The sequence below is a fragment of the Pseudomonas sp. GD03862 genome, from assembly GCF_029840855.1.
Taxonomy (GTDB): domain Bacteria; phylum Pseudomonadota; class Gammaproteobacteria; order Pseudomonadales; family Pseudomonadaceae; genus Aquipseudomonas; species Aquipseudomonas alloputida.
The window spans coordinates 38,532-61,893 of record NZ_JAOCDI010000013.1 but is presented as its reverse complement, the minus strand read 5'-3'; the positions used below and the strand labels follow the sequence as shown (position 1 = coordinate 61,893).

Sequence of the window (23,362 nt, the reverse complement as noted above, 5' to 3'; positions counted from 1 at the left end):
ATCAAACTGTAATGCCAACGCCGCAACATCCGGGACCCTGAATGGACGTGGATAAGGATGGCGATGCGATGGCGAGCAGTGTGCACAGGCGCGAAGTGATCGGCTGGATGGGTATCGGTGCCTTGGCACCGCTGCTCGGCGCCTGCACAGCCTTCCCAGGGCAGCAGGGCGGCAATGCCCAGCTCGACTTGCTGTACGTCGCCGATACCCTCGATGCCCGCCAACCTGGCCAGGCGGTGGTACCGGCTACCCGGTTGGGGCCGGTCAGCCACTTGGGCCGTGCGCCCTGGATGACCGGCCGCAGCGCCAGTATCGCCTACCCGCAACTGGCGCCGCTGCTCGATGCCCGCCAGGCAACGACAGCCCAGCTGGGCGGTTATGCGGTGCTCGCGGCGTTGCTGGAACAACTGCGTGGCGAGGCCGGTGCGGGCAACAGCCTGACCCTGGAGAACGGCCAGGGCTGGAATGGCAGTGGCCTGGCGTACCTGACCCAGGGCGAAAGTGGTGTGCAAGGCAGCCAACTGCTGGGCATCGAAGCGCGGGTCAGCAGCGATGAGCGTGTGCTGTGGCCACAACGCAGCACGGGCCTGTATCGCCAGGCCAGCGCCATTACCCTCGGCGCCGGGCTGGCTGACGCACAACGCCAGGCACTGGGTGTGCAAGCCCTGCACGTTTTCGAGCGCGGCGGTGCCCGTATCGCAGTGGTCGGCGTGACCGACCCGTACGCCCAGGATCAGAAAGCCTCACTTAAACAGTGGTACCAGTCTCTGCTGCCGGTATTCGAACAAGCCCGGCACGAGGCTGACCTGGTGGTGGCCATGGCCGATGCAGGCACGGGCCCCGGCCTGTGGCTGGCTGAACGGGTGCCGCAAATCGACGTGCTGTTGTGCGCCCGTGGTCAGGACCTGTGGCCCGCGCCGGTCGAGGTCACCCAGGCCAGCGGTCGCCGCGTACCGGTGCTGTTTGCCGGCTGCCGGGGCAGCGGTGCCTTCCGCCTGCGCTGCCAGCGTGTGGCCGGCCAGTGGCAGTTCGACGGGCGTTTTTTCCCGGCCTTTGAACAGCAACTGGCGCCTGCCGCGCAGCTGCGTGTCGCGCAATTGCAGGCGCAACTGCGCCAGCAACGGTCCGGCCACGCGGCCTGGCTTGACCAGCCGCTGGCCCGCGCGCCTCAGGCCTTGTGGCGCCGCGATACCCGTGGCGGCAGCTGGGACTGCCTGCTGCATCAAGCCTTGGCCGACGATAGCAGCATGCCCGTGTTGCTGCCGGGCTTGCGTTATGACTACCCGCTGGCAGCGGGGGCGGCCATTACCCGCGAACATCTGATCAGCCTTACCGGAGGCTACCCCGCGCCAGTGGTCGAGGCACCGGCCCGGCAGGTTGAGCAAGTGCTGGAAAACGCCGCTGAACAATTGTTCGGTGACCCGCTGCTGCTGGACAACAGCCAGGACCTGCCGCGCTGGCAGGGCCAGGCCTGGAGCGTCAGCTACAGCCCGCAAGGCAAGCGCATCACGGGGTTGGAGCCGGTGCAAGGCCTGTGCCGCACCTTTGGCCTGCAGTTCGAAAGCCAGGCCGGCGAGCCACTGTGGCAGCGGGTCGAGGCCTGGCTCGCCCGCCAGCCTGAGGATTGGCAACTGGCGCCGCTGCAACTGCCCGAAGTGCGTTACGTGCAGGGGCACCCAGGCTGGCACCCACGGCAATTGGCCTCGTGATGCTTACCTCGCGTCTGCTCACCGGCGCTGGCCTGACCCTGGCCGGCTGGCTGTCTGCGCAGTGTGTGCTGCAGTTGAGCCGGCAGCCACACCCGGCCACGGCGCCTGCGGTGGCCGACAGCCCGCTGCCCGGGCTGATGGTTGGTCACTGGCAGGCGCCGCCCGACGACGGCGCCATCACCATCACTCGTCTGCCGCTGCAATACCTCGGCGGCCTCAAGGCCCAGCCATTGGCCGCCAGTGTGGTGGTGCTGCGCTACGGCGAGCAAGTGCGCACCCTGGCCCGCGGTCAGCGCCTGGCGCCAGGGATCGTGCTGCAGGACATCGACAGCGATGGCCTGATTTTCAACAACCAGGGGCGGCGTGAGCGCCTGCCCTGGCCGCCACGCCCCGCCGTGACCGGCTTCAAGCGGCAAGGATGAACGATGCCTGTTAGATACTGCATGGCAGCTGCGCTGAGCCTGGCCTTGTCCATGGCCTATGCCCAAGAGCCGGTGTTCGATGACAACGGTACGCCGATGTACGAAGTGAATTTCGTCGATACCGAACTCGGCGAGTTCATCGACAGCGTGTCGCGCATCACCGGCACCACCTTCATCGTCGACCCCCGGGTCAAGGGCAAGGTCACCGTGCGCACCGTCGACCTGCACGACGCCGACGCCATCTACGACATCTTCCTGGCCCAACTGCGCGCCCAGGGCTATGCCACCGTCGACCTGCCCAACGGCAGCGTGAAAATCGTGCCCGACCAGGCCGCGCGCCTGGAGCCGGTGCCAGTGGAGGCGGGCGGGCAGCAAGGCGAGGGCAGCGACAGCGTGGCCACCCGCGTATTCAGCGTGCGCAACGCCGCCAGCGAACAGGTACTGGGCATCCTCAAACCGCTGATCGACCCACGGGTTGGGGTTATTACACCGTACCCGGCGGCGCACCAGTTGGTGGTGACTGACTGGCGCAGCAACCTCGAACGCATCGCCAGCCTGCTGCGCCAGCTCGACCGCCCTCAAGAGGCACCGGGCAGCGGCAGCACCCAGGTGATCTACTTGCGCCATGCCAATGCCGGTGAAGTGGTCAAGGTGCTGCGAGGGCTCAGCCAGGAAGGGGCGGTGCCGGCTGAAGGCGCGGGTGAGGCAGAGGGCAAGGACCGGCCGGTGATGCCAGCCTCCGGTGGCCCGGGCATCCGCCTGGAATACGAAGAAGGTACCAATGCCGTGGTCATGGTCGGCCCCGACAGCGAGCTGGCAGCGTACCGGGCCATTGTCGAGCAACTGGACATTCGCCGTGCCCAGGTGGTGGTCGAAGCGATCATCGCCGAGGTGTCCGACAGCAGCGCCCAGGAGCTGGGCGTGCAGTGGCTGTTCGCCGACGAGAAGTTCGGCGCCGGTATCGTCAACTTCGGCAGTAACGGGGTGAATATCGCCAGCATCGCCGGCGCCGCCGCCAGTGGCGACAACGAGGCCCTGGGCGATCTGTTGTCCACCACCACCGGTGCCACGGCGGGCATCGGCCATTTCGGCGGTGGCTTCAACTTTGCCATGCTGGTCAACGCGCTGAAGGGCAAGAGCGGCTTCAACCTGCTGTCCACGCCCACCTTGCTGACCCTGGACAATGCCGAGGCATCGATCCTGGTCGGCCAGGAAGTGCCCTTCGTCACCGGCTCCGTGACGCAGAACAACGCCAACCCGTACCAGACCATCGAGCGCAAGGAAGTCGGGGTGAAGCTGCGCATCAAGCCGCAGATCAATATCGACAACAGCGTGCGCCTGGACATCGTCCAGGAGGTGTCGTCGATTGCCGACACCAGCTCGGCCAGCGACGTGATCACCAACAAGCGCGAGATCAAGACCAAGGTCATGGTCGAGGACAACGGCCTGGTGATACTTGGCGGCCTGATCAGCGACGAGTTGAGTACCAGCGACCAGCGTGTGCCACTGCTCGGCGACATTCCTTATCTTGGCCGGTTGTTCCGCTCCGATGCCACCCGCAATACCAAGCAGAACCTGATGGTGTTCATCCGCCCGCGTATCCTGCGCGACGGGCCGAGCCTGGCGGGCCTCAGTGAAGACAAGTACCGCACCCTGCAGCAGACCACACCGCTGCAGTTGCCGGACCTTGCAGAGGGCACGCGGCTGTTGCAGGTATTCCCCGCCAGCCGCGCACGCCTGGAAGGCGGTGACTGGTGATGCTGCCCTATCGCCAGGCACGGCAGAGCGGAGTGGCCATGGCCCCGGCAGAGCAGGGCTGGCAGCTATGGCTGCGGCCCGACGCCGACAATGCCCAGTTGCAGGAGTTGCTGCGTGTGCATGGCCAGCCAAGCCTGTTCGAATACCTGGAACCTGCGCTGTTCGACGAGCGCCTTGGCCAGCTGTACCAGGCCGGCGATGCCGCCACCGAAGCGCTGATCGAAGGCATTGGCGACCAGGTCGACCTGGATAGCCTGATGAGCGAGATGCCGCGCATCGAAGACCTGCTTGAAAGCGACGACGAAGCCCCGGTGATCCGCCTGATCAACGGCCTGTTCGGCCAGGCGCTACGGCTGCGCGCCTCGGACATCCATATCGAGACCTTCGAGCAGAGCCTGGTGGTGCGTCTGCGGGTCGATGGCCACCTGCGTGAGGTGCTGCGCCCTCCACGTGCGTTGTCGGCCATGCTGGTATCACGGATCAAGGTCATGGCCCGCCTGGACATTGCTGAAAAGCGTCAGCCCCAGGACGGCCGCATCACCTTGCGCGCGGCGGGGCGCGAAGTGGACGTACGGGTCTCGACCTTGCCCGGCATCCACGGCGAGCGGGTGGTGATGCGCGTCCTCGACAAGCAGGCCAGCCTGCTGGCGCTGGATAACCTGGGCATGCCGGCAGCGGTATTGCAGGGCCTGCGCAGTTGCCTGGCGCGGCCCAACGGCATCGTGTTGTCCACCGGGCCGACCGGTTCGGGCAAGACCACGACCCTGTACGCCAGCCTGAACAGCCTCAACGATGGCAGCCGCAACATCCTCACCGTCGAGGACCCGGTGGAGTACGCCATCGCCGGCATTGGCCAGACCGCCATCAACCCGCGTGCCGGGCTGACGTTTGCCAGTGGCCTGCGCGCCATCCTGCGTCAGGACCCTGACGTGATCATGCTCGGCGAAATCCGCGATCAGGAGACTGCGCAGATCGCCGTGCAGGCCAGCCTCACCGGCCACCTGGTGCTGTCGACCTTGCACACCAACAGTGCGGTAGGCGCAGTGACCCGCCTGCGCGACATGGGCATCGAGCCCTTCCTGATCGCCTCGTGCCTTCGCGGCGTCCTGGCCCAGCGCCTGGTGCGGCGTTTGTGCAGCTGTGCCATGGCGCACCCGCTACAGGCTGCCGAGCGCGAGCTGTGGCCCGAGCTGGCGGCGCTGGACAGCACTTATCACGCCGTGGGTTGCGAGCAGTGCCAGGGCAGCGGTTATATCGGGCGACTGGGGCTGTACGAATTCATCGAGCTGGACGCTGGGCTCATCGGCCTGTTGTACGACGGCGCCAGTGAGCTGGCCATGCAGGACTATCTGGCTGACCGGCGCCAAAGCCTGGTGGCGATGGCCAGCGATTGCCTGGCCCGCGGTGAGACCAGCCTGGCCGAAGTGCTGCGCGTGGTGCAGGGCTAAGGCATGCCGACCTATCGCTACCAGGCCGTTGACCTCGCCGGCAAATCGCACAAGGCCAGCCTGCAGGCTGACAGTGAACGCCACGCCCGCCAGCTGTTGCGCGAGCAGGGCCTGTTCGCCCGACAGTTGCAACGTCATGACGCCGGCAGCCGACAACCCCGACGCCAGCGCCTGAGCCGCGCCCAGCTGTGTGAGCTGACCCGTCAGTTGGCCACCTTGACCGGGGCCGGCATTCCCTTGGTCGATGCCCTTGCCACCCTTGAACGGCAACTGCGTCAGCCTGCCCTGCACAGTGTGCTGGTGGCCTTGCGCGGCTCACTCGCCGAAGGCCTGGGCCTGGCCCGCAGCCTGGCCCGGCAGGGGGCACCGTTCACTGGCTTGTACTGCGCGCTGGTCGAGGCCGGCGAACGTTCCGGGCACCTGGCCCAGGTGCTGACCCGCTTGGCCGACCACCTGGAGCAGGTGCAACGCCAGCAACACAAGGCCCGCACAGCGCTGATCTACCCCGCTGTGCTGATGGGTGTATCGCTGGCCGTGGTGATTGGCCTGATGACGTTCGTCGTGCCCAAACTCACCGAGCAATTCGCCCATGCCGGGCAAAGCCTGCCGCTGATCACCTCGTTGCTGATCGGCCTGAGCCAGGGGCTGGTGCACGCCGGGCCGTGGTTGTTAGGGGTGGCGCTGTTGCTCGGGGGGCTGGCTGGCTGGTTGTTGCGCAAACCGCACTGGTGCCTGCGTCGCGACCAGCTGCTGCTGCGCCTGCCGCGTATTGGCAACCTGCTGCAGGTGCTGGAAAGCGCGCGCCTGGCGCGCAGCCTGGCGATTCTCTGTGGCAGTGGCGTGGCCCTGCTCGAAGCCTTGCAAGTGGCCACCGAAACCATCGGCAACCGGCGTATCCGCCTGGCCATGGAGCAGGTGCGCCAACACGTGCAGGGCGGCACCAGCCTGCACCGTGCGCTGGATGCCAGCCAGCAATTCCCGCCGCTGCTGGTGAACATGGTCGGCAGCGGCGAGGCCAGCGGCACCCTGGCGGACATGCTCGAGCGCGTGGCCGACGACCAGGAGCGCGGCTTTGCCCGCCAGGTCGATACCGCCATGGCGCTGTTCGAACCCCTGATGATCCTGGTGATGGGCGCCGTGGTGCTGTTCATCGTGCTGGCGGTGCTGCTGCCGATCATGCAACTCAACCAGGGCCTGCAATTGTGACGACAAGGAGTATTGCCATGCAGCATCGACGTAACCGCCAACGCGGCTTCACCCTCATGGAGATCATGGTGGTGATCTTCATCATCGGCCTGCTGATTGCCGTGGTGGCGCCCAGCGTGCTGGGCAACCAGGACAAGGCCATGAAGCAGAAGGTGATGGCCGACCTGGCCACTCTGGAGCAGGCGCTGGACATGTACCGGCTGGACAACCTGCGCTTCCCCAGCAGCGAACAGGGCCTGGCCGCGCTGGTGAAAAAGCCGGCTCAGGAGCCAGTGCCTCGGGCCTGGCGCAGTGATGGCTACGTGCGTCGCCTGCCGGAGGACCCGTGGGGCACCCCGTACCAGTACCGCATGCCCGGCGAACATGGCCGGGTCGATGTGTACTCGTTGGGCGCCGATGGCCTGCCGGGCGGCGAAGGCCAGGATGCCGACCTGGGTAACTGGGCGCTGTAACGGTGCGTCATCAGCGCGGCTTCAGCCTGATCGAACTGTTGGTGGTACTGGCCATTGCCGGGCTGATGACCGGGCTGGCGGTGGCCGGCCTTGGCAACGGCCAGGCCAGTGTCGAGCAGGCCTTGCAACGGCTGGCGGTCGAGGTCCGCAGCCAGGCCGCGCTGGCCCGGCATGCTGGGCAACTGCGCGGGCTGCGCTGGAATGGCCAGCGACCGGAGTTCGTCCGCCGCGAGGGCAATGCCTGGGTGGTCGAAGCGGTCCCGCTCGGCGACTGGCCCATGGGCCTGCACCCGGACTGGCCGGCCAGCCCGCAACCGCGCGTACTGTTCACGCCGCATGGCTGGGCGCAGGCGGGTAGCGTGCGCTGGCGCTGGGCCGATGGCAGTCAGCAATGGGCCTGGAGCCGCACCGATGGCATGTGGGTCGTGCCATGAATCAAGCACAGCGTGGTTTCACTCTGCTGGAGGTGACCGTAGCCCTGGCAATCGCTGCTGTGCTGGCGGTGATCACCAGCCAGGTACTGCGCCAGCGGCTGGCAGTGCAGGACAACCTGCAACAGCACCGCCTTGGCCTGTTGTGCGCGCGTGAGCTGCAAGCCCGCTTTGCCGTCGAGCAGTACTGGCCCGCCGAAAACCAGGTAGCCGGCAAGCTCGGCCAAGGTGGCCAACTGTGTCACTGGCAATTGCAACTGCGCCGCACCGGCGTGCGAGACCTGCGCCGTGGCGAACTGCAATTGTTCGCCGACCGCGATCAGCGCCTGCCACTGGGCCAGTACACCGTGTTTCTGGAGCGCCCATGAAACACCGCCAAACCGGCCTGACCCTGATCGAACTGATGGTCGCTCTGGCCCTGACAGCCGTGCTTGGCATCATGCTGGCCGCCCTGGTCAACGGCTGGCTGAAGGTGCGCGAACGCCTGCAGGACACCACTCGGCAAACCTCGGTGCTGGACTTTTGCCTGGCCCTGGAGCGGCGCTTCGACAGCCCGGTGCTGCGCCGTGTCTACGACCAGCGTCTGCCGCTGGCCAGCCGTTGGCTGGACTGGCAGCCCGCCAGCAACCAGTTGCTGTGGGTCGCCAGCACCGGCCTGCCGGCAGCCGAAGGTGGCTCGCGCCTGCAACGCCAGCGTCTGCGGTTCGAGGCCCGCGAGCAACGTCTGTTGCTGGAAAGCTCGGCGGACTTGTACGCCGCCGCCGCCCCGCGCTGGGTACAGCGCGAACGACTCGACCAGGTCAGTGCCATGAACGTTCTGTACTACCAGGGCGGCCGCTGGCTGGCCTGGCCTTCTGACCAACCGGTGCACCCAGGCCGTGGTGTGCGTCTGGAACTGCTGCGTGATGGAGCCCCTTATGTCTGCACCTTCGCCCTCCCATGGGGGCGCTCATGAAACTTGAATGGCGGCGGCGTACGCCGGCCCAGGCGTGGCTGCTGCTGCGCCCGGGTGCTGTCTGGCATTGGGCGCTGGTTCAGGACGGTATTTTGCAAAGCCAGGGGCAGGGCGAGCCACCGGCCAACCCGCAGGCCCATGTTGCGCTGGTCCTGCCTGCCGAGGCGTGCAGCCATTTTCGCGTGCCGGCCCCGCCCGGGCTCAAGCGCGAAGAGTGGCCTTTGCTGCTTGAGGATCGCTTGCTGCAGGCCCCGCATGAGGTGGCCTGTGCTTGCCTGGCCCGTGAACCCGGGTACCTTCGTCTGCTGGTAGTGGCGCGTCAGCAGCTGGATGACTGGCGTGGCCAATGCGCCGAATGGGGCTTGCAGACGGTACGTTGCTGGGCGGAGCTGCAGCTGCTGCCATCACCCGAGCCAGGATGCGCCTGGCAATGGCAACGCACCCCCGGCATGTCGCTCTACAAAGGCTTGGCCGAAGACGGACAGGAGCACTGGCTGGCGTGGCCTGATGCCTTGGGTGGCGTGCCGCAGCCACCGTGGGCAGGGCTGCACAAGACGTCGCTGAGCGGCAATTGGCCAACCGTATTTGCGCCGCTCGACACAATGCCCGGCCTGTTCGACCGCGCCCGCAAGGTGCGCTCGTTGCCGGCGGCGTCCCGCCAGCAGCAGCGGCTGCTGGCAGCTTGCCTGGTGTTGGCCATCGTTTGGGGTGGCCTGTGGTTGAGTCAGCAATGGCGTCAGGCGCAACTCTGGCGTAGCCAGGTCGTTGCCGTGACCGGCGAGCAGGCCAGCCCTCGGCACGCGGCACAGGCCCTCAAGCGCCTGCGCGAGAGCGTACTGCAGCAGCAACTGCGTACACGTCAGCTCGACGACCTGCAGGCTCGCTTGCAGACCTGGCTGCGTGACAACCCCGGCTTGCGCCTGCAAGCGGTGCGCTTCGATGGTCAGCGTTGGCACCTGCGCCTGGAGGGCGAGGGCAGTGCGCCGCCATGGCCTGATATGGCGGCTGCCGCTGGCGCCACAGTGCAGGTTCAAGATGGCCAAGTGATCTTCGACCTGGGAGCAGCCTCATGAACCGGGACTGGCTACAGCGTCATCGCTTCACGTTCGCCTGGGGACTGATCGCCCTGCTGCTGGCCTTCCTGGCCCTGCGCGAAGTCGTTGCGCAATGGCGCGTGCTTGGCCAGTGGCGTGTGCTGGCCGAACAGGCGGCCAGCCTGCAAGCCGGGCCCGGTTTGAACCTGGAGCGGCTACGTCAGTCGGCCCAGGCCCGTGGGGTCGAACTGATCGAAGTCGATACGCAAGGCAAGGCCTGGCAACTGCGTGGGCAGGTGGCCGATGAGCGCATGCTGCAAGGCTGGGTGCAGAGCCTGCGTGCAGAAGGCGCATTGCCGTTGCAATGGGGGCTGGAGCAGCAGGGCAAGGCTTTGCGATTCGACCTGGTGGTGCAGCCATGAGCCGCAGTGCAGCAATGGCCTGGGTGCTACTGGTATTCGTGCTCACGCTGTTTATCGAGCTTCCGGCCAATTGGGTGGTGCGTGCGTTCGGCCTGCCGGTACGCGATGTCGGTGGAAGCCTCTGGCAAGGGCAGGCACAACAATGGGGGCCGGTCGGGCCTTTGCGCTGGACGCTGCAGCCCTGGCGCTTGCAGGCGAATGCGCAAGTGGGGTTCCAGGGCCAGGCCTGGCAGTTGCGCGCAGAAGGCTGGCCTTGGCAGTGGCGGCTGGAGGCATCAGCCAAGGGGGCTTTGGCGACGGTCTCGACGGATTATCGCCTGGCCGGCCAGTGGCAGGGGGGGGTGAGGATGCAGGGGGCAGGGCGCCAATGCCAGGCCAGTGAAGGCCGCGTGATCGTAACCGACCTAGCCCTCAGCGACCCTTGGTCCCTGGGCCTTGGGCACGGCTGGCTGGAAATGGATTGCCGCAGTGGCTGGCACCTGCGCGGGCAGTTGGCGCAGCAAGGGCAACATCAACTGACCGTGGATGCCGACCTGCCAGGACGCCGGGCGCAGGTGGTGTTCCAGCTGCAGCCTGAAGCGCAGTTGACGCCATTGTTGCGTGGGGCTCAATGGCTCGGGCCGCAGGCCCTGGCGGGGCAGCGAGACCTTCGTTGGTAAGTAACAACGTGGCGTGGCGTCCTGTAGATAGGCTGTTGGCGGTCGAGCTTTTCTGAGGTGCTTGGGGCTGAACCGCTTGGTCGTATCAAAAGGGGGCATACCCGCGAAGCAGGCGGCGCGTTGCGTTTCACCGGCTGCGCCGGTGTTCGCGGGTGAACCCGCTCCTACAACGGCCTGTGCCCAACCACCGATTTGTGTCCAACCGCCGATTTGTGCCCAACCACCGATTTGTGTCCGTCCCCGATCAGTGTAGGAGCGGGCTTGCCCGCGAAGACGGCAGATCAGGCAATCACGATCACTCGTCGTCCGCAGTCCCGTTGGCCCGCCAGTAGGCTGCAGCCTTTAGCGCATCTTCCGGCACCCCTTTCTCCAGCAACAACGCCTTGGCCTGGCGAGTCAGGGCTTTTTCCAGCGCCACCCAGGCATACAGCCGGCCTTGCGGCAAGCTCAGGTTACGCACCAGTTCCAACAAGTCTTCCTCTTGGCGACGTACCCAGATCACTTCCACCTGCGCCTTGCTTGGCAGCGGCTGGCGCTCGTGCTCGTCTTCGATCTGGATCACTGCCAGCACCTGGCGGCCCGCCGGCAACTCCTCCAGCCGACGGCCAATGGCCGGGATGGCAGTTTCATCACCGATCAGCAGGTAGCTGTCGAAAATATCCGGCACCACCAGAGAGGCCCGTGGCCCTGCGATGTCCAGGGTGTGCCCGGGCGCGGCTTGCGCGGCCCAGGTAGAGGCAGGGCCGTCGCCGTGCAGCACGAAGTCGATGTCCAGCTCATGTGCCACCAGGTCGATGCGCCGTGGTGTGTACTCGCGCATGGTGGGCCGCGCGCCACCGTCCTTGCCCAGGTTACGGGCCTCGATGGCCTGTCGTTGCTCCGGCGTTTCGGCGAACAGCAGCTTGATATGGTCGTCGCTGCCCATGCTGGTAAAGCCTTGCAGCTCGGCACCCCCCAGGGTGATGCGGCGCATGCGCGGGGTCAGCTCGGTGACCCGCAGCACCTGCAGACGGCGCTGGCGGATCTCGTGGTTTACGCGGTGAATGGTGTCACTCATGGGGCGTCTCCCTGAAAGGTTCAGTGGGCCCGGAGGCGATGGCCTTGGCGGTATGGTTGAGCAGGTCACGGACCCGTTCGATTTCTTCCACTGTCCAGCGGCCGCTGTGCATGTGCAGTGCATGGCGCAGGTTGCCGACTGCTTCATGTATCTCTGGCGGGCGGTCGTGGCCGCGCAGGGCGCGTTTGCTGACTTCGATGCGCATGCGCACGCCATCCAGGGCCACTGCCTGATCCGCCAAGGCGCTGCGGCCGGCATCGGTGATGGCGTAGAGGCGTTTGCTGCCTTGTACCTGGCCGCTGATCAGTTCGGCCTCTTCAAGGAAGTTCAGCGTCGGGTAGATCACCCCTGGGCTTGGGCTGTAGCTGCCGTCGAACAGATTTTCGATCTGGCGGATCAGGTCGTAACCGTGGCCGGGTTGCTCGGCCAGCAAGTCCAGCATCAGCAGCTTGAGGTCACCCGGGGCGAAGACACGCGGGCCGCGCTCGCCACGGGCGGGGCGTCGCTCGAAGGGATCATGAGGGGGATGTTCGCGCATAGGAATAGGGCTCCGTCGTTTGCGATATATCGTAAGATATTACTCAAGATATATCTAAAGACAAGCCCTTCAATGCTGATGATTATCATCTACTGCGTCGATGTGTTCCCGCCCGGTTGCGGTGTGTGCAGGGCAACCTGTGGCGGCTTGCACTCATTCGGGTTGCCCGGCTGCAGGTAAGGCATGAGGATCGGTGCCATGCCCTTGAGCACCTGCACCGGCAGCGCCGAGGTAAATTTGAACGCTTCTGCCGTGCGACCCGGCACGAAGGCGGTCAGCGTGCCGAAATGGTTGTCGCCGAGGAAGAACACGAAGGTGGCGGTGCGGTTCAGCGAGCGCGAGCCGATCAGCCGGCCGCCGGCGCCGAAACTCTCGATTCGGTTGTCGCCGGTACCGGTCTTGCCGCCCATCACCAGTGGCGTGCCGTCCTGCAGCTTGAAGCTGCCGGAAATACGCCGCGCGGTACCTGCATCGACCACTTGCGACATGGCGCCTTTGAGTGCACGCGCCACTTCGACTGGCAGAATTCGCACGCCCCGGTCCGGGTCTGTGATCAACTTGGTCTCGTAGGGTGTGTTGGCTGCGAAATGCAGGGTGTCGATGCGCAGGGTAGGCAGGCGAACACCGTCGTTCTGGATGATCCCGACCAGTTCGGAGAGGGCAGCGGGGCGGTCGCCGGAGCTGCCGATGGCGGTGGCCAATGAGGGCACCAGGTGGTCGAATGGATAGCCCACGCGTTTCCAGCGTTGGTGGATATCAAGGAAGGCTTCGATTTCGACCATGGTGCGGATGCGGCTGTCACGGGCGCCCTGGTGGCGGCTCTTGAACAGCCAGCCGTATACCTCCTGGCGTTCGAAACGACTGGCGTTGATCATCTCGGTCAGTGTCGAGCTTGGGTTCTTCAGCAGGTAGCCAAGCAGCCACAGGTCCAGCGGGTGGACCTTGGCGATGTAACCCTGGTCGGGCAGGTCGTACTTGCCGGGGCCGTAAGCTGCGTACATCTCTGACAGACGGCCATCGGTCAGTTTGCCCAACACGGCCTTGTCGCCCTTGAGGTGGGCACGCACGAACGCGTTGAAGGTTTCCTGGCTTGCCTCGGGGAACAGGTAGCGGTGTACCGCCGCCAACCGCTGTGGGGTCACGCGCATGCTGTCGAGGAAGGTGTCCAGGCGTTGTTGCGAGGTTTTACGCTGGTACTTCTTCCAGAAGCGCATCAGGTAGTTGGTGCCTTCCTTGTCGGCAAAGCGCGCAAGGTACTCCTGGCGGCGCGGGTCGGCATCGTCCTTGAGCAGCGGCACGCGGTTGTACGGCTGCTGGTAAGTCACGTAGCGCACCAGGTCGCGCATCAGGCGGATGAACGGCAGGTTGATCGACTCGCGCAGTGCATCCTTGAGTGTCGGGTTGCGGTTGTTGTCTTCCTTGCGGAAGTTGTTGAACACATGCATCCCGCCACCGGTGAAAAACGCTTCACCGGTGTTGGCCGAGTACTTGCGCTCGAGCGCGGCGTCGAGCATGGCGTCAAGGCTCTGGTTCTTGCTGTTCTGCGCCAGCCATTCCAGCGACCATTGCGTGATGCGGTCGAGTTCGGCCACTTCGACCTTCTTCAGCTCGGCGGCAGGTTTGCCAGCGTACTTGTCGTGCAGCTCGGCGATAATTTCAAGGTAGGTGGTCAGTACCCGCAGCTTGGCGGTTGAGCCCAGCTCCAGCTTGCTGCCTTCGTTGATGTCGAAGGGCTGGTTGGTGCTGTCGGTCTGCACCCGTACCCGCGAGCCATCGGCGGTGCGTTCGAACAAGGTGAAGCTGTAGCTCACCTGGTCGGTGGTCTTGGCAGTGAGCAGCCGCTCGCCGATCAGGCCTATCTGTGCGGCAAACTCCGGGTCGGCAAGGTTTTTCAGGTACTGGCTGACCTGCAGCTGCAGGTCGGCCTGCAAGGTACTGGTGGCTGACAGGTCGAGGCGGTCGAGGTCGTACAGCGGGCGATTGAGCATGGCCGACAGGCGGTTGCGCGCCAGGCTGATGCCCTTGTTGGTGATGATCGGCACGATGGTCGGCTGCGCGACCCAGTCGCGGTACACCGCCTTGCTGGCCAGCGCGGCATCGGCCAGCGGCTGATCGATGACCTTGTTGGCGGCAAGCAGCCGAATGTGCGAATCGGTGAGCTCGGCCAGCTCGACCCGGCCCTTGGACAAGTAATGCGAGGGGCGGCGCTGGGCAATCATCAGCGACAGCACCTGGCGCAGGGCCAGGCCACGTGCGGCCATGCTCTGGGGGTCGGTGGCGGTGGCGTTCAGGGCCTGGTTGACCTGGTCGAAGTCGGCGCCGTACCACACCCGCAGGCCCTCGGCCATGCCATGTACCTCACCATGCCCAGGCACGGCCGACAGCGGTACGCTGTTGAGGTAGTCGCGCACGATGCGCTGGCGTGCCTCGGTGGTGTCGGGGCCGCCCTGGTAGGCACGCACGCTGGCAGAAATCATCTGCCGGATTTTCTCCGCGCCCGACACCGTCAGGCCATCGGGTGAGTGGCGATATTTCTCCAGCTGTGTGGCCAGGGTGCTGCCGCCGGCAGACTGGCCGGGCAGGGCCAGGTACTTGGCGACCTGGCTGTAGGCGGCCTTGGCAAAGCGTGGCCAGTCCACTGCCGGGTTGTTACGTGGGTCCTGGGTATCCAGCAGGTCGCGGTTTTCGATGAACAGCAAGCTGTTGACCATCACGGGAGGGATCGCTGCAAAGTCCGGGTACAGGTGCTGGGGGTAGTTGTACTGGTACAGCGTGTCGCCACGGCAGTCGGTGATCGACAGGCCGGCCTGGATTTTCTCGATATAGGGCGCGAACAGCCCATGATCGACGTAATTCATCAATGCGGGTGAGAACTTCACCTGTTCGCTGATGAGGTAGTCGCGCTTGAGCAGGCGTGGCAGGAATTCACCCAGGGTGCTATAGCCCAGGCGTTTGTCGAACGGCCCGTCACCGGGGTAGATGATGGCATCGCTGGGACCGGGTTGCAGCGAATAGGTCAGTGTACTGGCCAGTTTGCTGAACTCGCGCGATTGCAGTTCAGAGGTACGGAATTCGTCATACGCGGCAACACCGATGGCTACCAGCGCCACCAGCAGGATGAGGATGATCAGCCGCCACCATAGCCGACGCTGACGGGGGGACTTGGGTTGTGGCGTCTCGGCCGGAGGTATCTCGGGTGCTTCCGTTCTGCTTGGTTCCGATTGCCACAGTGCGCCCATAATCTTCTATCCGGCCAAGTATTTTCGTCTTGCTTGTCTGAAGCTTAGACGTTGAGTGGATAGGGTGAAAAATTTGTAAGAAGTAGGAAAAAGTCATGTGGGGCTATGCGGCTTTGGTGTGGGTTCCTTCAACGGACGATGTTGTTATGGTGCCCTGGCGATTTTTGGGGCGTGTAGCGGCCCCAGAGTTCTAGCCAAATTTCTGCATATATACAGTGAAAACACCTACAACGGTCTTCCTATACTGCTCGCCCCCTTCGCCCTGCCGGGCGCTCTAGTCCGGCACATGGGCCGGCCCACAAGGCCAGCCTGGCAAGCCAACGCCACGCCTATCGGCATGGTCGCGGCTGCACGAAGGTCAAATCCAATAACAAAATGAGGTTGTATTGCTATGCCAGTCGGCAACCACTCTGCCCACGGCCAGGCCACTGAAGGCGGCCCGCTCAAGCGTGAACTGGGCGAACGGCACATCCGCCTGATGGCGCTGGGCGCCTGTATCGGTGTCGGTCTTTTCCTCGGTTCGGCCAAGGCGATCGAAATGGCCGGCCCGGCCATCATGTTGTCCTACATCATCGGCGGCCTGGCCATCCTGGTGATCATGCGCGCCCTTGGTGAAATGGCCGTGCACAACCCTGTCGCCGGCTCGTTCAGCCGTTATGCCCAGGATTACCTCGGCCCATTGGCGGGCTTCCTGACCGGCTGGAACTACTGGTTCCTGTGGCTGGTGACCTGTGTCGCCGAAATCACGGCAGTGGCCATCTACATGGGCATCTGGTTCCCCGACGTTCCGCGCTGGATCTGGGCCCTGGCGGCGCTGGGCAGCATGGGCGCGGTCAACCTGGTGGCGGTGAAGGCTTTCGGTGAGTTCGAGTTCTGGTTCGCGCTGATCAAGATCGTCACCATCATCGCCATGGTTCTTGGCGGCATCGGCATCATTGCCTTCGGCTTTGGCAATGACGGTGTGGCAGTGGGGATCTCCAACCTGTGGAGCAACGGCGGTTTCATGCCCAATGGTGTGACCGGCGTGCTGATGTCGCTGCAGATGGTGATGTTCGCCTATCTGGGTGTGGAAATGATCGGCCTCACCGCCGGTGAAGCACGCAACCCGCAAAAGACCATTCCGCAGGCCATCGGCTCGGTGTTCTGGCGCATCCTGCTGTTCTACGTCGGTGCGTTGTTCGTGATCCTGTCGATTTACCCGTGGAACGAAATCGGTAGCCAGGGCAGCCCGTTCGTCATGACCTTCGAGCGCCTCGGCATCAAGACCGCTGCCGGCATCATCAACTTCGTGGTCATCACGGCGGCGCTTTCGTCGTGCAACGGCGGCATCTTCAGCACCGGGCGCATGCTCTATAGCCTGGCACAGAACGGCCAGGCCCCGGCGGCCTTCGCCCGCACCTCGAAGAACGGCGTGCCACGCAATGCGCTGCTGCTGTCGATCGGCGCGTTGCTGCTGGGCGTGCTGGCCAACTACCTGGTGCCAGAAAAAGTCTTCGTCTGGGTGACCTCGATCGCCACCTTCGGTGCGATCTGGACCTGGGTGATGATCTTGCTGGCGCAGTTGAAGTTCCGTGCCGGCCTTACCACTGCCGAGCGCAAGGCACTGAAGTACCGCATGTGGCTGTGGCCGCTGAGCTCGTATCTGGCACTGGCCTTCCTGGTGCTGGTGGTGGGGCTGATGGCGTACTTCGAGGATACGCGTGTGGCCCTGTACATCGGCCCGGCGTTCCTGGTGTTGCTGACAGTGCTGTATTACACGTTCCGCCTGGCGCCGAAAGACGCGCAAGGTGTGACGAGTACAGCCTCCTGACCTGACGTGGGGCCGCTTCGCGGCCCCAGCGTTCTCTCAGGCCGCCACGTCGCTGTGCGGCTCGAAACTGTCCGCCCGGGCCAGTTGCCACATCCGCGAATAGAACTGCCCGTTCACCTCGCCGGTCAGCAGCTCACCTGGCTTCAAGAACACATGCATCTGCGAGAACAGCTTGATTTCGGTGGCCGAAATGCGCCGCACCAGGTGCTTGGCCTCCAGTTGTGCCGGATGCTCCAGGCCTGCCGCCGCCAGCATTTCTGCCAAGGCACGCAACGTGTTGTGATGGAAGTTCAGCACCCGCTGGGCTTTGTCGGGCACCACCAGCGCGCGCTGGCGCAGCGGATCTTGCGTGGCCACGCCGGTCGGGCATTTGTTGGTGTGGCAGCTTTGCGACTGGATGCAGCCGATGGCGAACATGAAGCCGCGTGCCGAGTTGGCCCAGTCGGCGCCAATGGCCAGCACGCTGGCGATGTCGAAGGCGCTGACAATCTTGCCGCTGGCGCCCAGCTTGATCTTGTCGCGCAGGTTCAGGCCGACCAGGGTGTTGTGCACGAACAGCAGGCCTTCACGCAGTGGCACGCCGATATGGTCGGTGAACTCCACGGGCGCTGCGCCGGTGCCCCCTTCCTTGCCATCGACGACGATGAAGTCGGGCAGGATGCCGGTTTCCAGCATGGCCTTGGCGATGCCCATGAATTCCCACGGGTGGCCCAGGCAGAACTTGAACCCCACTGGCTTGCCGCCGGACAGCTCACGCAACTGGGCGATGAACTGCATCATTTCGATCGGTGTCGAGAAGGCGCTGTGGCGCGACGGTGAGATGCAATCCTCGCCCATCAGCACGCCACGGGTTTCGGCAATTTCCTGGGTGACCTTGTGTTTGGGCAATATGCCGCCATGGCCGGGTTTGGCGCCCTGGCTCATCTTGATCTCGATCATGCGCACCTGAGGGCTGCGCGCCTGGGCGGCGAAGCGTTCGGGATCGAAGCGCCCATCTGGCGTGCGGCACCCGAAGTAGCCGCTGCCCAGTTCCCACACCAGGTCACCACCGTGCTCGCGATGGTAGGGGCTGATGCTGCCCTCGCCGGTGTCATGGTGGAAATTGCCCAGCTTGGCGCCCTGGTTGAGCGCACGGATGGCATTGGCGCTGAGCGAGCCGAAACTCATGGCCGAAATGTTGAAGATCGACGCGGAATACGGCTGGCTGCACTGCGGCCCACCGACGATGACACGGAAGCTGGTCGGGTCAGCCAGCGGTGCCGGGCGCATGGAGTGGCCGATGAACTCGAAACCGGATTCATATACGTCGATCAGGGTGCCGAAAGGTTTGTCCGAGGCTTCGTTCTTCGCCCGGGCATACACCAGCGAGCGCTGGGCGCGGGAGAAGGGCAGGGCATCGCTGTCGGACTCCAGCAGGTACTGGCGGATTTCCGGGCGAATGGCCTCGACCAGATAGCGGATGTTGCCGAGAATCGGGTAGTTGCGGCGTACGGCGTGGCGGTGCTGCAGCAGGTCGAACAGGCCGATCAGGCTGAGAATGCCTGTGGTCAGGGTGAACGGCCACAGCCATTCGTGGTGGCTGAAGGGGAGGCTCGCCAGGGTGAACAGCACACAGGCGGCGAAGAAGGCATAGCGACTGAGAAGTGACAGGCTCATACAGGGTCCTTGCGATGGCGCGGTCAGGCTCAGGGCCTGGGGGCAAACCCCGACCATAGCCAAGTTGCCGGGCGCTGCAAAATAAAATCGGGGTAGCGAAAATCATTCTCGAGCGTAGGAGCGGGTTCACCCGCGAAAGGGCCGGTCCTGCTGGCCAATTTCACCCGCCGTTCACCGTTGCCGCCGCTACCGTATTCGCGGGTAAACCCGCTCCTACAGGGGGGCGCGCAGCAGTTTCTGCCGCCAGCTTTCCTGCTCCTGTGCGGACGCCTCGACCAGATACGCGTAACGCCCGGCCATCCGCACCGCCACCGGTATCCCGTCGCGATACAGAAGCCGGTTGCCAATCACTGCCGGCACTTTCGCCCCAGGCAGCAACGAGCCGATCAGGTTCAGCGGGTCACCGGCGCTCACCACCTGCAGCGTTCCGTCCGGTTCACGTCGTCTCACTTGCCGCAGCAATACTACCGCCTCAGGCAAGGCGAACTGTTCACCGGCCAGCCCGGCAATGAAGCGCCCGCCCCGGACCTCGCCACGCGCTTCCAATCGGTGATAGCAGCGCAGCAGCTCACGCCAGGGCGGCAGTACATCACTCTCGCGCGCCAACAGCCGCCAGCAGATCACGCCATAGCGGCGCAGCAGCGTGCGGGCAATGTGCTCCAGGCGCTGGTCGTGATCCGGGGGCGCATCGCTGCGGCGCAGCAGGGCCCAACGTCCGGCATGCGCCATGCTGCTGGAAAGCGGCGGGTGACCTCGGCGGCTGTTACGTGAGCTGCGCTTGGTTGCGGGCGTGATCAGGCTGCGCAAGCCAGTGAAACTGTCCGCCCCGGCCAGGCCCGAGCCCACCAGCTCCTGCAGTGCAGTTTCCAGTTCACTGGGCAGCAGGTGTGCCTCATGTGCCAGTTCATCGAAGAACAGCGCACCCTGGGTTTTCAGCGCTTCGTGCACACGTTGCGCACGTAGGCCAAGGGCGTCGACAGCAGGTGCGGGCGCCAGGCTGCGCCACGTGTTCAACTGGTCCCGCGGCAGCAACACCAGTGGGGTACTGGTCAACGTGCTGCTCGCCACTGTTGCCGCCAGCCGGCTCCAGGCAAACTGGCCGCTTCGGCAGGCTTCGTCGAGCCAGTGCGGACTGTAGTCTTTGATACGCGCCGGCAGCAGTTCCGCCTCCCAGGCCGCTGCGGCGCTGGGGAACCCTTGTAACTGGCCCAGCACTTCGGCCACCGCCTGCGGACCACGCAGGCGCTCGTCTGGCGCCAGGTGCTGCCAATCGAACAGAAAGCGCATGAAGTCTTGCAGGCTGACCGGTTCGATCTCGCGGCGCAGGCGTTTGACCGTGTAGCGGTGGATGCGCGCCAGCAAGTGGCGTTCGCACCATTGCAGGTCAGTTGCACCTGGGCTGAAATGCCCGCGCAGCACATAGCCTTCGGCTTCCAGGCGGGCCAGAGCCTGCTCGATATCGGTTACCGGTTTGCCCAATGGCGCAGCGATCTGCGCCAGGGTCTGTGGGCCATGGCCGCTCAGGCGGGCGCGCAGCAGTTCGCTCAGAGCGTTGTCGGGCTCGATGGGCTGGTCGAAGCCAGCGAGCCGTTCGAGCGGTGGCTCCCTGTGCGCTGCGGGGTACAGTGCCAGCAGCAGGTTCAGGCGTTCGCGGGCCAACCAGAGCTTGTCATCGGGCAGGCGCAAGGCACGCCCGGCCTTGGCCAGCTGCCTTAGCAGCAAATCCCAGCAGGGGTTGGCATCTACCTCGACCTGACCGATGGCACCCAGGCTCATCAATGCTTCGTGCATTTCGTCGGGATTGGCCGGCTGTGGCCAGGCCTCGGCCGCGACGGCAGCAATGGCATCAGCGTCCAGCGCGCCCAGGTCGTCGCTACTGTGCACGTCGTTCCAGCGCCGGTTGAGTACCGCCTGGGTACGTCGTTCTTCCAGTGGCGCATCGTCCAGAAAGGCATAAGGCCGGGCGTTGAGAATCGCTGATGCCAGCGGCGAGGGGGCGGGCAAATCCCGGCACAGCAAGCGCACTGCACCGCTTTCCATGCGCCGCAGCAGGGCCAGCCAGCCTTCGCTGTCCATCGCCTCGTGCAGGCAGTCGTCGAGGGTTTGCTCGACCAGCGGATGGTCGGGAATCTGCCGCTCGCCGACGATGTTCTCCAGGCAGGCGATCTGGTCGGGGAACACGGCGGCAACCAGGTCCTCACTCTTCATGCGCTGGATTTGTGGCGCCACCTTGCGTCCGCCCACAAAGCGCGGCAGTGCCATGGCCACGCCTGCATTCCAGCGCCAGCGCACGCCAAACAGCGGTGCATCGAGCAGGGCCTGGATGAGAATCGGCTCGGCGCTGCGGCTGTTCAGGTAACGCCACACTTCGTCCAGCTCGAAACTGTGACTGGTCGACAGTGACAGCACGATGGCGTCCTCGCTGGCGGCAGCCTGCAATTCGAAGTTGAAGGTGCGGCAGAACCGCTTGCGCAGGGCCAGGCCCCAGGCGCGGTTGATGCGGCTACCGTAGGGTGAATGAATGATCAGTTGTGTCCCGCCGGACTCATCGAAAAAACGTTCCATCACCAGCGTATCCTGCGAGGGCAGGGCGCCAAGCACTTCACGGGTGCGGGCCAGGTAGTCGAGCAACTGGCCCGCACAAGCTTCCTCCAGTTCGAAGGTCGCCTGCAACCAGGCCAGTACCTCCACCGTGTCGCCGCCTGCCTGCGCCAGTTGCTGGTCGATTCGCGCCTGCAGCCGGGCCACGGCGGCAGACAGCTCGTCACTGCGCCCCGGCGCTTCACCCAGCCAGAACGGAATGGTCGGTGGCAGGCCATGAGCATCCTCTACCCGCACCCGGCCCGGCTCGACGCGCAGAATGCGATAGGAGGCGTTGCCCAGCTGGAAAATATCGCCAGCAATGCTTTCCACGGCAAAGTCTTCATTGACGCTGCCGATGTTCAGCGCCTGCGGTTCCAGCAACACGGCGTAGTCGGCGTTGTCGGGGATGGTGCCGCCGCTGGTCAGCGCGGTCAGCTGGCTGCCACGTCGGCCACGCAGCGTGCCGCTCACTGCGTCACGGTGCAAGTAGGCACTGCGCACACCCTGGCGGCCGTTGTAGCCCTCGGCGAGCATGCGCAGCAGGGCCTGGTAATGGTGCTGGTCAAGCTCGGCGTAAGGTGTGGCCTGGCGCAGGCAATCCAGCAGATCCTGTTCGTGCCAGGCCTGGTTGCTGGCTTCTGCGACGATCTGCTGGGCCAGCACATCCAGCGGTGCCCGGGGGATGTGCAGTGCGTCCAGTTCGCCCTGTCGAACGCAGTCAAGCAAGGCAACGCATTCGATCAGGTCATCGCGTGAGGTGGGGAACAGGCGCCCCTTCGGCACACCATCGACCTGGTGTCCAGCGCGGCCAACCCGTTGCAGGAAGCCGGCAATCGAGCCCGGCGAGGCGATCTGGCAGACCAGGTCGATATCGCCGATATCAATGCCAAGCTCCAGCGATGCGGTCGCGACCAGCACCTGGAGCTGGCCGCTCTTGAGCCGCTGCTCCGCATCCAGGCGCAGCGCTTTGGACAGGCTGCCATGGTGTGCGGCAACCGCCTCCTTGCCCAGCCGGTCGCTGAGGTGGCGGGTGATACGTTCGGCCAGGCGCCGGGTGTTGACGAATACCAGCGTGGTGCGGTGTTCACGGGCAAGGGTGGCCAAGCGGTCATACACCAGGCCCCAGACATCAGTGGCCATCACCGCCCCCAGCGGTACCGGCGGCACTTCGATGGCCAGGTCACGCTTGCGGGCATGGCCGATATCGACAATGGCGCAGGGGCGCCCGCTACCCACCAGAAACTGTGCCACCCGTTCGACCGGACGTTGTGTAGCGGACAGGCCGATCCGCCGCAGCGGCTTTTTGCACAAGGCTTGCAGGCGTTCCAAGGTCAGGGCCAGATGGGCGCCACGCTTGTTACCGGCCAAGGCATGGATTTCGTCGACGATTACCGTGTGCACATGGGCCAGGCCTTCACGGCCAGAAGCCGAGCCCATCAGCACGTAAAGCGATTCGGGGGTTGTCACCAGAATGTGCGGGGCCAGCTTGCGCATGGCGGCGCGTTCCTTCTGCGGTGTATCGCCGGTGCGTACCGCCGTGGTGATGCGCGGGGCGCTCAGGCCTTGCTCTGCAATGGCTTGGCTGATGCCTTCGAGCGGGGCCTGCAGGTTCAGACGAATGTCATTGGACAGGGCCTTCAGAGGTGAAACGTAGATCACCAGGGTCTGTGCGGGCAGTTCGCCCTCGTGCTTCATGCCTTCACGCAGCAGCTCATCAAGCACGGCCAGAAAAGCGCTCAGGGTCTTGCCTGAGCCCGTTGGCGCGGCCAGCAGCATGGATTGCCCGGCGTGGATCAACGGCCAGGCCTGAGCCTGGGCATCGGTGACCGTGGCGAAGTGGCGGCGGAACCAGGTGCTGACGGCAGGGTGGAACAGCTCGAGCACCGGGTGGTGTTTGGCGGGCAGGTTCATGTGTTGTTTATGGAGGGTGTGCAACAGGTTGGCAAGGGGCCGCTCGTCTGCCAGGCCGGTACAGGAATAACC

At 64.9% G+C, this 23,362-nt stretch carries 18 protein-coding genes; 13 read left to right on the top strand and 5 right to left on the bottom strand.

Annotation, left to right across the window (positions count from 1 at the left end; all coding sequences use genetic code 11):
* Nucleotides 1-68 precede the first annotated feature (68 nt).
* Genes N5D53_RS11205 through N5D53_RS11150 form a run of 12 tightly spaced genes read left to right on the top strand, consistent with a single transcriptional unit; the run spans nucleotide 69 to nucleotide 10,496 of the window.
* Complete coding sequence (locus N5D53_RS11205; protein ID WP_104960885.1) at nucleotides 69-1,709, top strand: lipoprotein UxpA; 1,641 nt, start codon at nucleotides 69-71, stop codon at nucleotides 1,707-1,709.
* Nucleotides 1,706-2,131: a pilus assembly protein PilZ gene (locus N5D53_RS11200; RefSeq protein ID WP_010952220.1), complete on the top strand. Its 426-nt coding sequence runs from the start codon at nucleotides 1,706-1,708 to the stop codon at nucleotides 2,129-2,131. The genes N5D53_RS11205 and N5D53_RS11200 overlap by 4 nt, the downstream gene beginning before the upstream one ends.
* Nucleotides 2,132-2,152: 21 nt before the next feature.
* On the top strand, nucleotides 2,153-3,889 hold the full coding sequence (gene gspD, locus N5D53_RS11195; RefSeq protein WP_104960886.1) for a type II secretion system secretin GspD: 1,737 nt from the start codon (nucleotides 2,153-2,155) through the stop codon (nucleotides 3,887-3,889).
* Nucleotides 3,889-5,337 (top strand): ATPase, T2SS/T4P/T4SS family, encoded by a 1,449-nt coding sequence (locus N5D53_RS11190; RefSeq protein ID WP_104960887.1) that lies wholly within the window; start codon nucleotides 3,889-3,891, stop codon nucleotides 5,335-5,337. Before gspD ends, N5D53_RS11190 begins: the two co-directional genes overlap by 1 nt.
* Before the next feature lie 3 nt (nucleotides 5,338-5,340).
* The gene (gene gspF, locus N5D53_RS11185; RefSeq protein WP_010952223.1) at nucleotides 5,341-6,543 is read left to right on the top strand and encodes a type II secretion system inner membrane protein GspF; all 1,203 of its coding nucleotides are present in this window, start codon (nucleotides 5,341-5,343) and stop codon (nucleotides 6,541-6,543) included.
* A gap of 17 nt (nucleotides 6,544-6,560) precedes the next feature.
* Nucleotides 6,561-6,995: a type II secretion system major pseudopilin GspG gene (gene gspG, locus N5D53_RS11180; RefSeq protein ID WP_004575677.1), complete on the top strand. Its 435-nt coding sequence runs from the start codon at nucleotides 6,561-6,563 to the stop codon at nucleotides 6,993-6,995.
* A 2-nt stretch (nucleotides 6,996-6,997) separates the two neighbouring features.
* Nucleotides 6,998-7,429: a type II secretion system minor pseudopilin GspH gene (gene gspH, locus N5D53_RS11175; RefSeq protein WP_064493212.1), complete on the top strand. Its 432-nt coding sequence runs from the start codon at nucleotides 6,998-7,000 to the stop codon at nucleotides 7,427-7,429.
* Complete coding sequence (locus tag N5D53_RS11170; RefSeq protein WP_121161084.1) at nucleotides 7,426-7,794, top strand: type II secretion system protein GspI; 369 nt, start codon at nucleotides 7,426-7,428, stop codon at nucleotides 7,792-7,794. Before gspH ends, N5D53_RS11170 begins: the two co-directional genes overlap by 4 nt.
* On the top strand, nucleotides 7,791-8,381 hold the full coding sequence (locus N5D53_RS11165) for a prepilin-type N-terminal cleavage/methylation domain-containing protein (protein ID WP_104960889.1): 591 nt from the start codon (nucleotides 7,791-7,793) through the stop codon (nucleotides 8,379-8,381). Before N5D53_RS11170 ends, N5D53_RS11165 begins: the two co-directional genes overlap by 4 nt.
* Complete coding sequence (gene gspL, locus N5D53_RS11160; protein ID WP_223843558.1) at nucleotides 8,378-9,454, top strand: type II secretion system protein GspL; 1,077 nt, start codon at nucleotides 8,378-8,380, stop codon at nucleotides 9,452-9,454. Before N5D53_RS11165 ends, gspL begins: the two co-directional genes overlap by 4 nt.
* Entirely contained in the window at nucleotides 9,451-9,837 is a 387-nt protein-coding gene (gene gspM / locus N5D53_RS11155; RefSeq protein WP_104960891.1) for a type II secretion system protein GspM, read from the top strand. The genes gspL and gspM overlap by 4 nt, the downstream gene beginning before the upstream one ends.
* A complete protein-coding gene (locus N5D53_RS11150) occupies nucleotides 9,834-10,496 on the top strand; it encodes a general secretion pathway protein GspN (protein ID WP_104960892.1) in 663 nt (220 codons plus the stop codon). The genes gspM and N5D53_RS11150 overlap by 4 nt, the downstream gene beginning before the upstream one ends.
* A gap of 295 nt (nucleotides 10,497-10,791) precedes the next feature.
* Here the strand turns inward: N5D53_RS11150 and N5D53_RS11145 are convergent, their stop codons facing one another.
* The 3 genes from N5D53_RS11145 to N5D53_RS11135 all read right to left on the bottom strand — a co-directional run bounded on the left by N5D53_RS11145 (nucleotide 10,792) and on the right by N5D53_RS11135 (nucleotide 15,330).
* Nucleotides 10,792-11,553 carry a siderophore-interacting protein gene (locus tag N5D53_RS11145; RefSeq protein WP_121161086.1) on the bottom strand — a complete coding sequence of 254 codons (762 nt, stop codon included), beginning with the start codon at nucleotides 11,551-11,553 and terminating at the stop codon, nucleotides 10,792-10,794.
* A complete protein-coding gene (locus N5D53_RS11140) occupies nucleotides 11,546-12,091 on the bottom strand; it encodes a PadR family transcriptional regulator (protein WP_003254989.1) in 546 nt (181 codons plus the stop codon). Before N5D53_RS11140 ends, N5D53_RS11145 begins: the two co-directional genes overlap by 8 nt.
* 89 nt (nucleotides 12,092-12,180) lie before the next feature.
* Entirely contained in the window at nucleotides 12,181-15,330 is a 3,150-nt protein-coding gene (locus N5D53_RS11135; RefSeq protein WP_190869656.1) for a transglycosylase domain-containing protein, read from the bottom strand.
* 391 nt (nucleotides 15,331-15,721) lie between these two features.
* On the opposite strand from N5D53_RS11135, the gene N5D53_RS11130 reads away from it, so the two are divergent.
* Nucleotides 15,722-17,140 carry an amino acid permease gene (locus N5D53_RS11130; RefSeq protein ID WP_003254987.1) on the top strand — a complete coding sequence of 473 codons (1,419 nt, stop codon included), beginning with the start codon at nucleotides 15,722-15,724 and terminating at the stop codon, nucleotides 17,138-17,140.
* A 36-nt stretch (nucleotides 17,141-17,176) separates the two neighbouring features.
* Here the strand turns inward: N5D53_RS11130 and N5D53_RS11125 are convergent, their stop codons facing one another.
* Nucleotides 17,177-18,796 carry an FMN-binding glutamate synthase family protein gene (locus N5D53_RS11125; RefSeq protein WP_104960894.1) on the bottom strand — a complete coding sequence of 540 codons (1,620 nt, stop codon included), beginning with the start codon at nucleotides 18,794-18,796 and terminating at the stop codon, nucleotides 17,177-17,179.
* Nucleotides 18,797-19,009: 213 nt separating this feature from the next.
* Complete coding sequence (locus N5D53_RS11120) at nucleotides 19,010-23,290, bottom strand: DEAD/DEAH box helicase (protein ID WP_190869655.1); 4,281 nt, start codon at nucleotides 23,288-23,290, stop codon at nucleotides 19,010-19,012.
* Nucleotides 23,291-23,362: the final 72 nt, after the last annotated feature.

Excerpts from the sequence above, each read along its gene's own strand:
- N5D53_RS11135 (WP_190869656.1), bottom strand. The coding sequence starts at position 15,330 with ATGGGCGCACTGTGGCAATCGGAACCAAGCAGAACGGAAGCACCCGAG.
- gspF (WP_010952223.1), top strand. The coding sequence starts at position 5,341 with ATGCCGACCTATCGCTACCAGGCCGTTGACCTCGCCGGCAAATCGCAC.
- N5D53_RS11140 (WP_003254989.1), bottom strand. The coding sequence starts at position 12,091 with ATGCGCGAACATCCCCCTCATGATCCCTTCGAGCGACGCCCCGCCCGT.
- N5D53_RS11130 (WP_003254987.1), top strand. The coding sequence starts at position 15,722 with ATGCCAGTCGGCAACCACTCTGCCCACGGCCAGGCCACTGAAGGCGGC.
- N5D53_RS11165 (WP_104960889.1), top strand. The coding sequence starts at position 7,791 with ATGAAACACCGCCAAACCGGCCTGACCCTGATCGAACTGATGGTCGCT.
- N5D53_RS11170 (WP_121161084.1), top strand. The coding sequence starts at position 7,426 with ATGAATCAAGCACAGCGTGGTTTCACTCTGCTGGAGGTGACCGTAGCC.
- N5D53_RS11205 (WP_104960885.1), top strand. The coding sequence starts at position 69 with ATGGCGAGCAGTGTGCACAGGCGCGAAGTGATCGGCTGGATGGGTATC.
- N5D53_RS11125 (WP_104960894.1), bottom strand. The coding sequence starts at position 18,796 with ATGAGCCTGTCACTTCTCAGTCGCTATGCCTTCTTCGCCGCCTGTGTG.
- gspM (WP_104960891.1), top strand. The coding sequence starts at position 9,451 with ATGAACCGGGACTGGCTACAGCGTCATCGCTTCACGTTCGCCTGGGGA.
- N5D53_RS11120 (WP_190869655.1), bottom strand. The coding sequence starts at position 23,290 with ATGAACCTGCCCGCCAAACACCACCCGGTGCTCGAGCTGTTCCACCCT.
- gspD (WP_104960886.1), top strand. The coding sequence starts at position 2,153 with ATGGCAGCTGCGCTGAGCCTGGCCTTGTCCATGGCCTATGCCCAAGAG.
- gspL (WP_223843558.1), top strand. The coding sequence starts at position 8,378 with ATGAAACTTGAATGGCGGCGGCGTACGCCGGCCCAGGCGTGGCTGCTG.
- N5D53_RS11145 (WP_121161086.1), bottom strand. The coding sequence starts at position 11,553 with ATGAGTGACACCATTCACCGCGTAAACCACGAGATCCGCCAGCGCCGT.
- N5D53_RS11150 (WP_104960892.1), top strand. The coding sequence starts at position 9,834 with ATGAGCCGCAGTGCAGCAATGGCCTGGGTGCTACTGGTATTCGTGCTC.
- N5D53_RS11190 (WP_104960887.1), top strand. The coding sequence starts at position 3,889 with ATGCTGCCCTATCGCCAGGCACGGCAGAGCGGAGTGGCCATGGCCCCG.
- gspG (WP_004575677.1), top strand. The coding sequence starts at position 6,561 with ATGCAGCATCGACGTAACCGCCAACGCGGCTTCACCCTCATGGAGATC.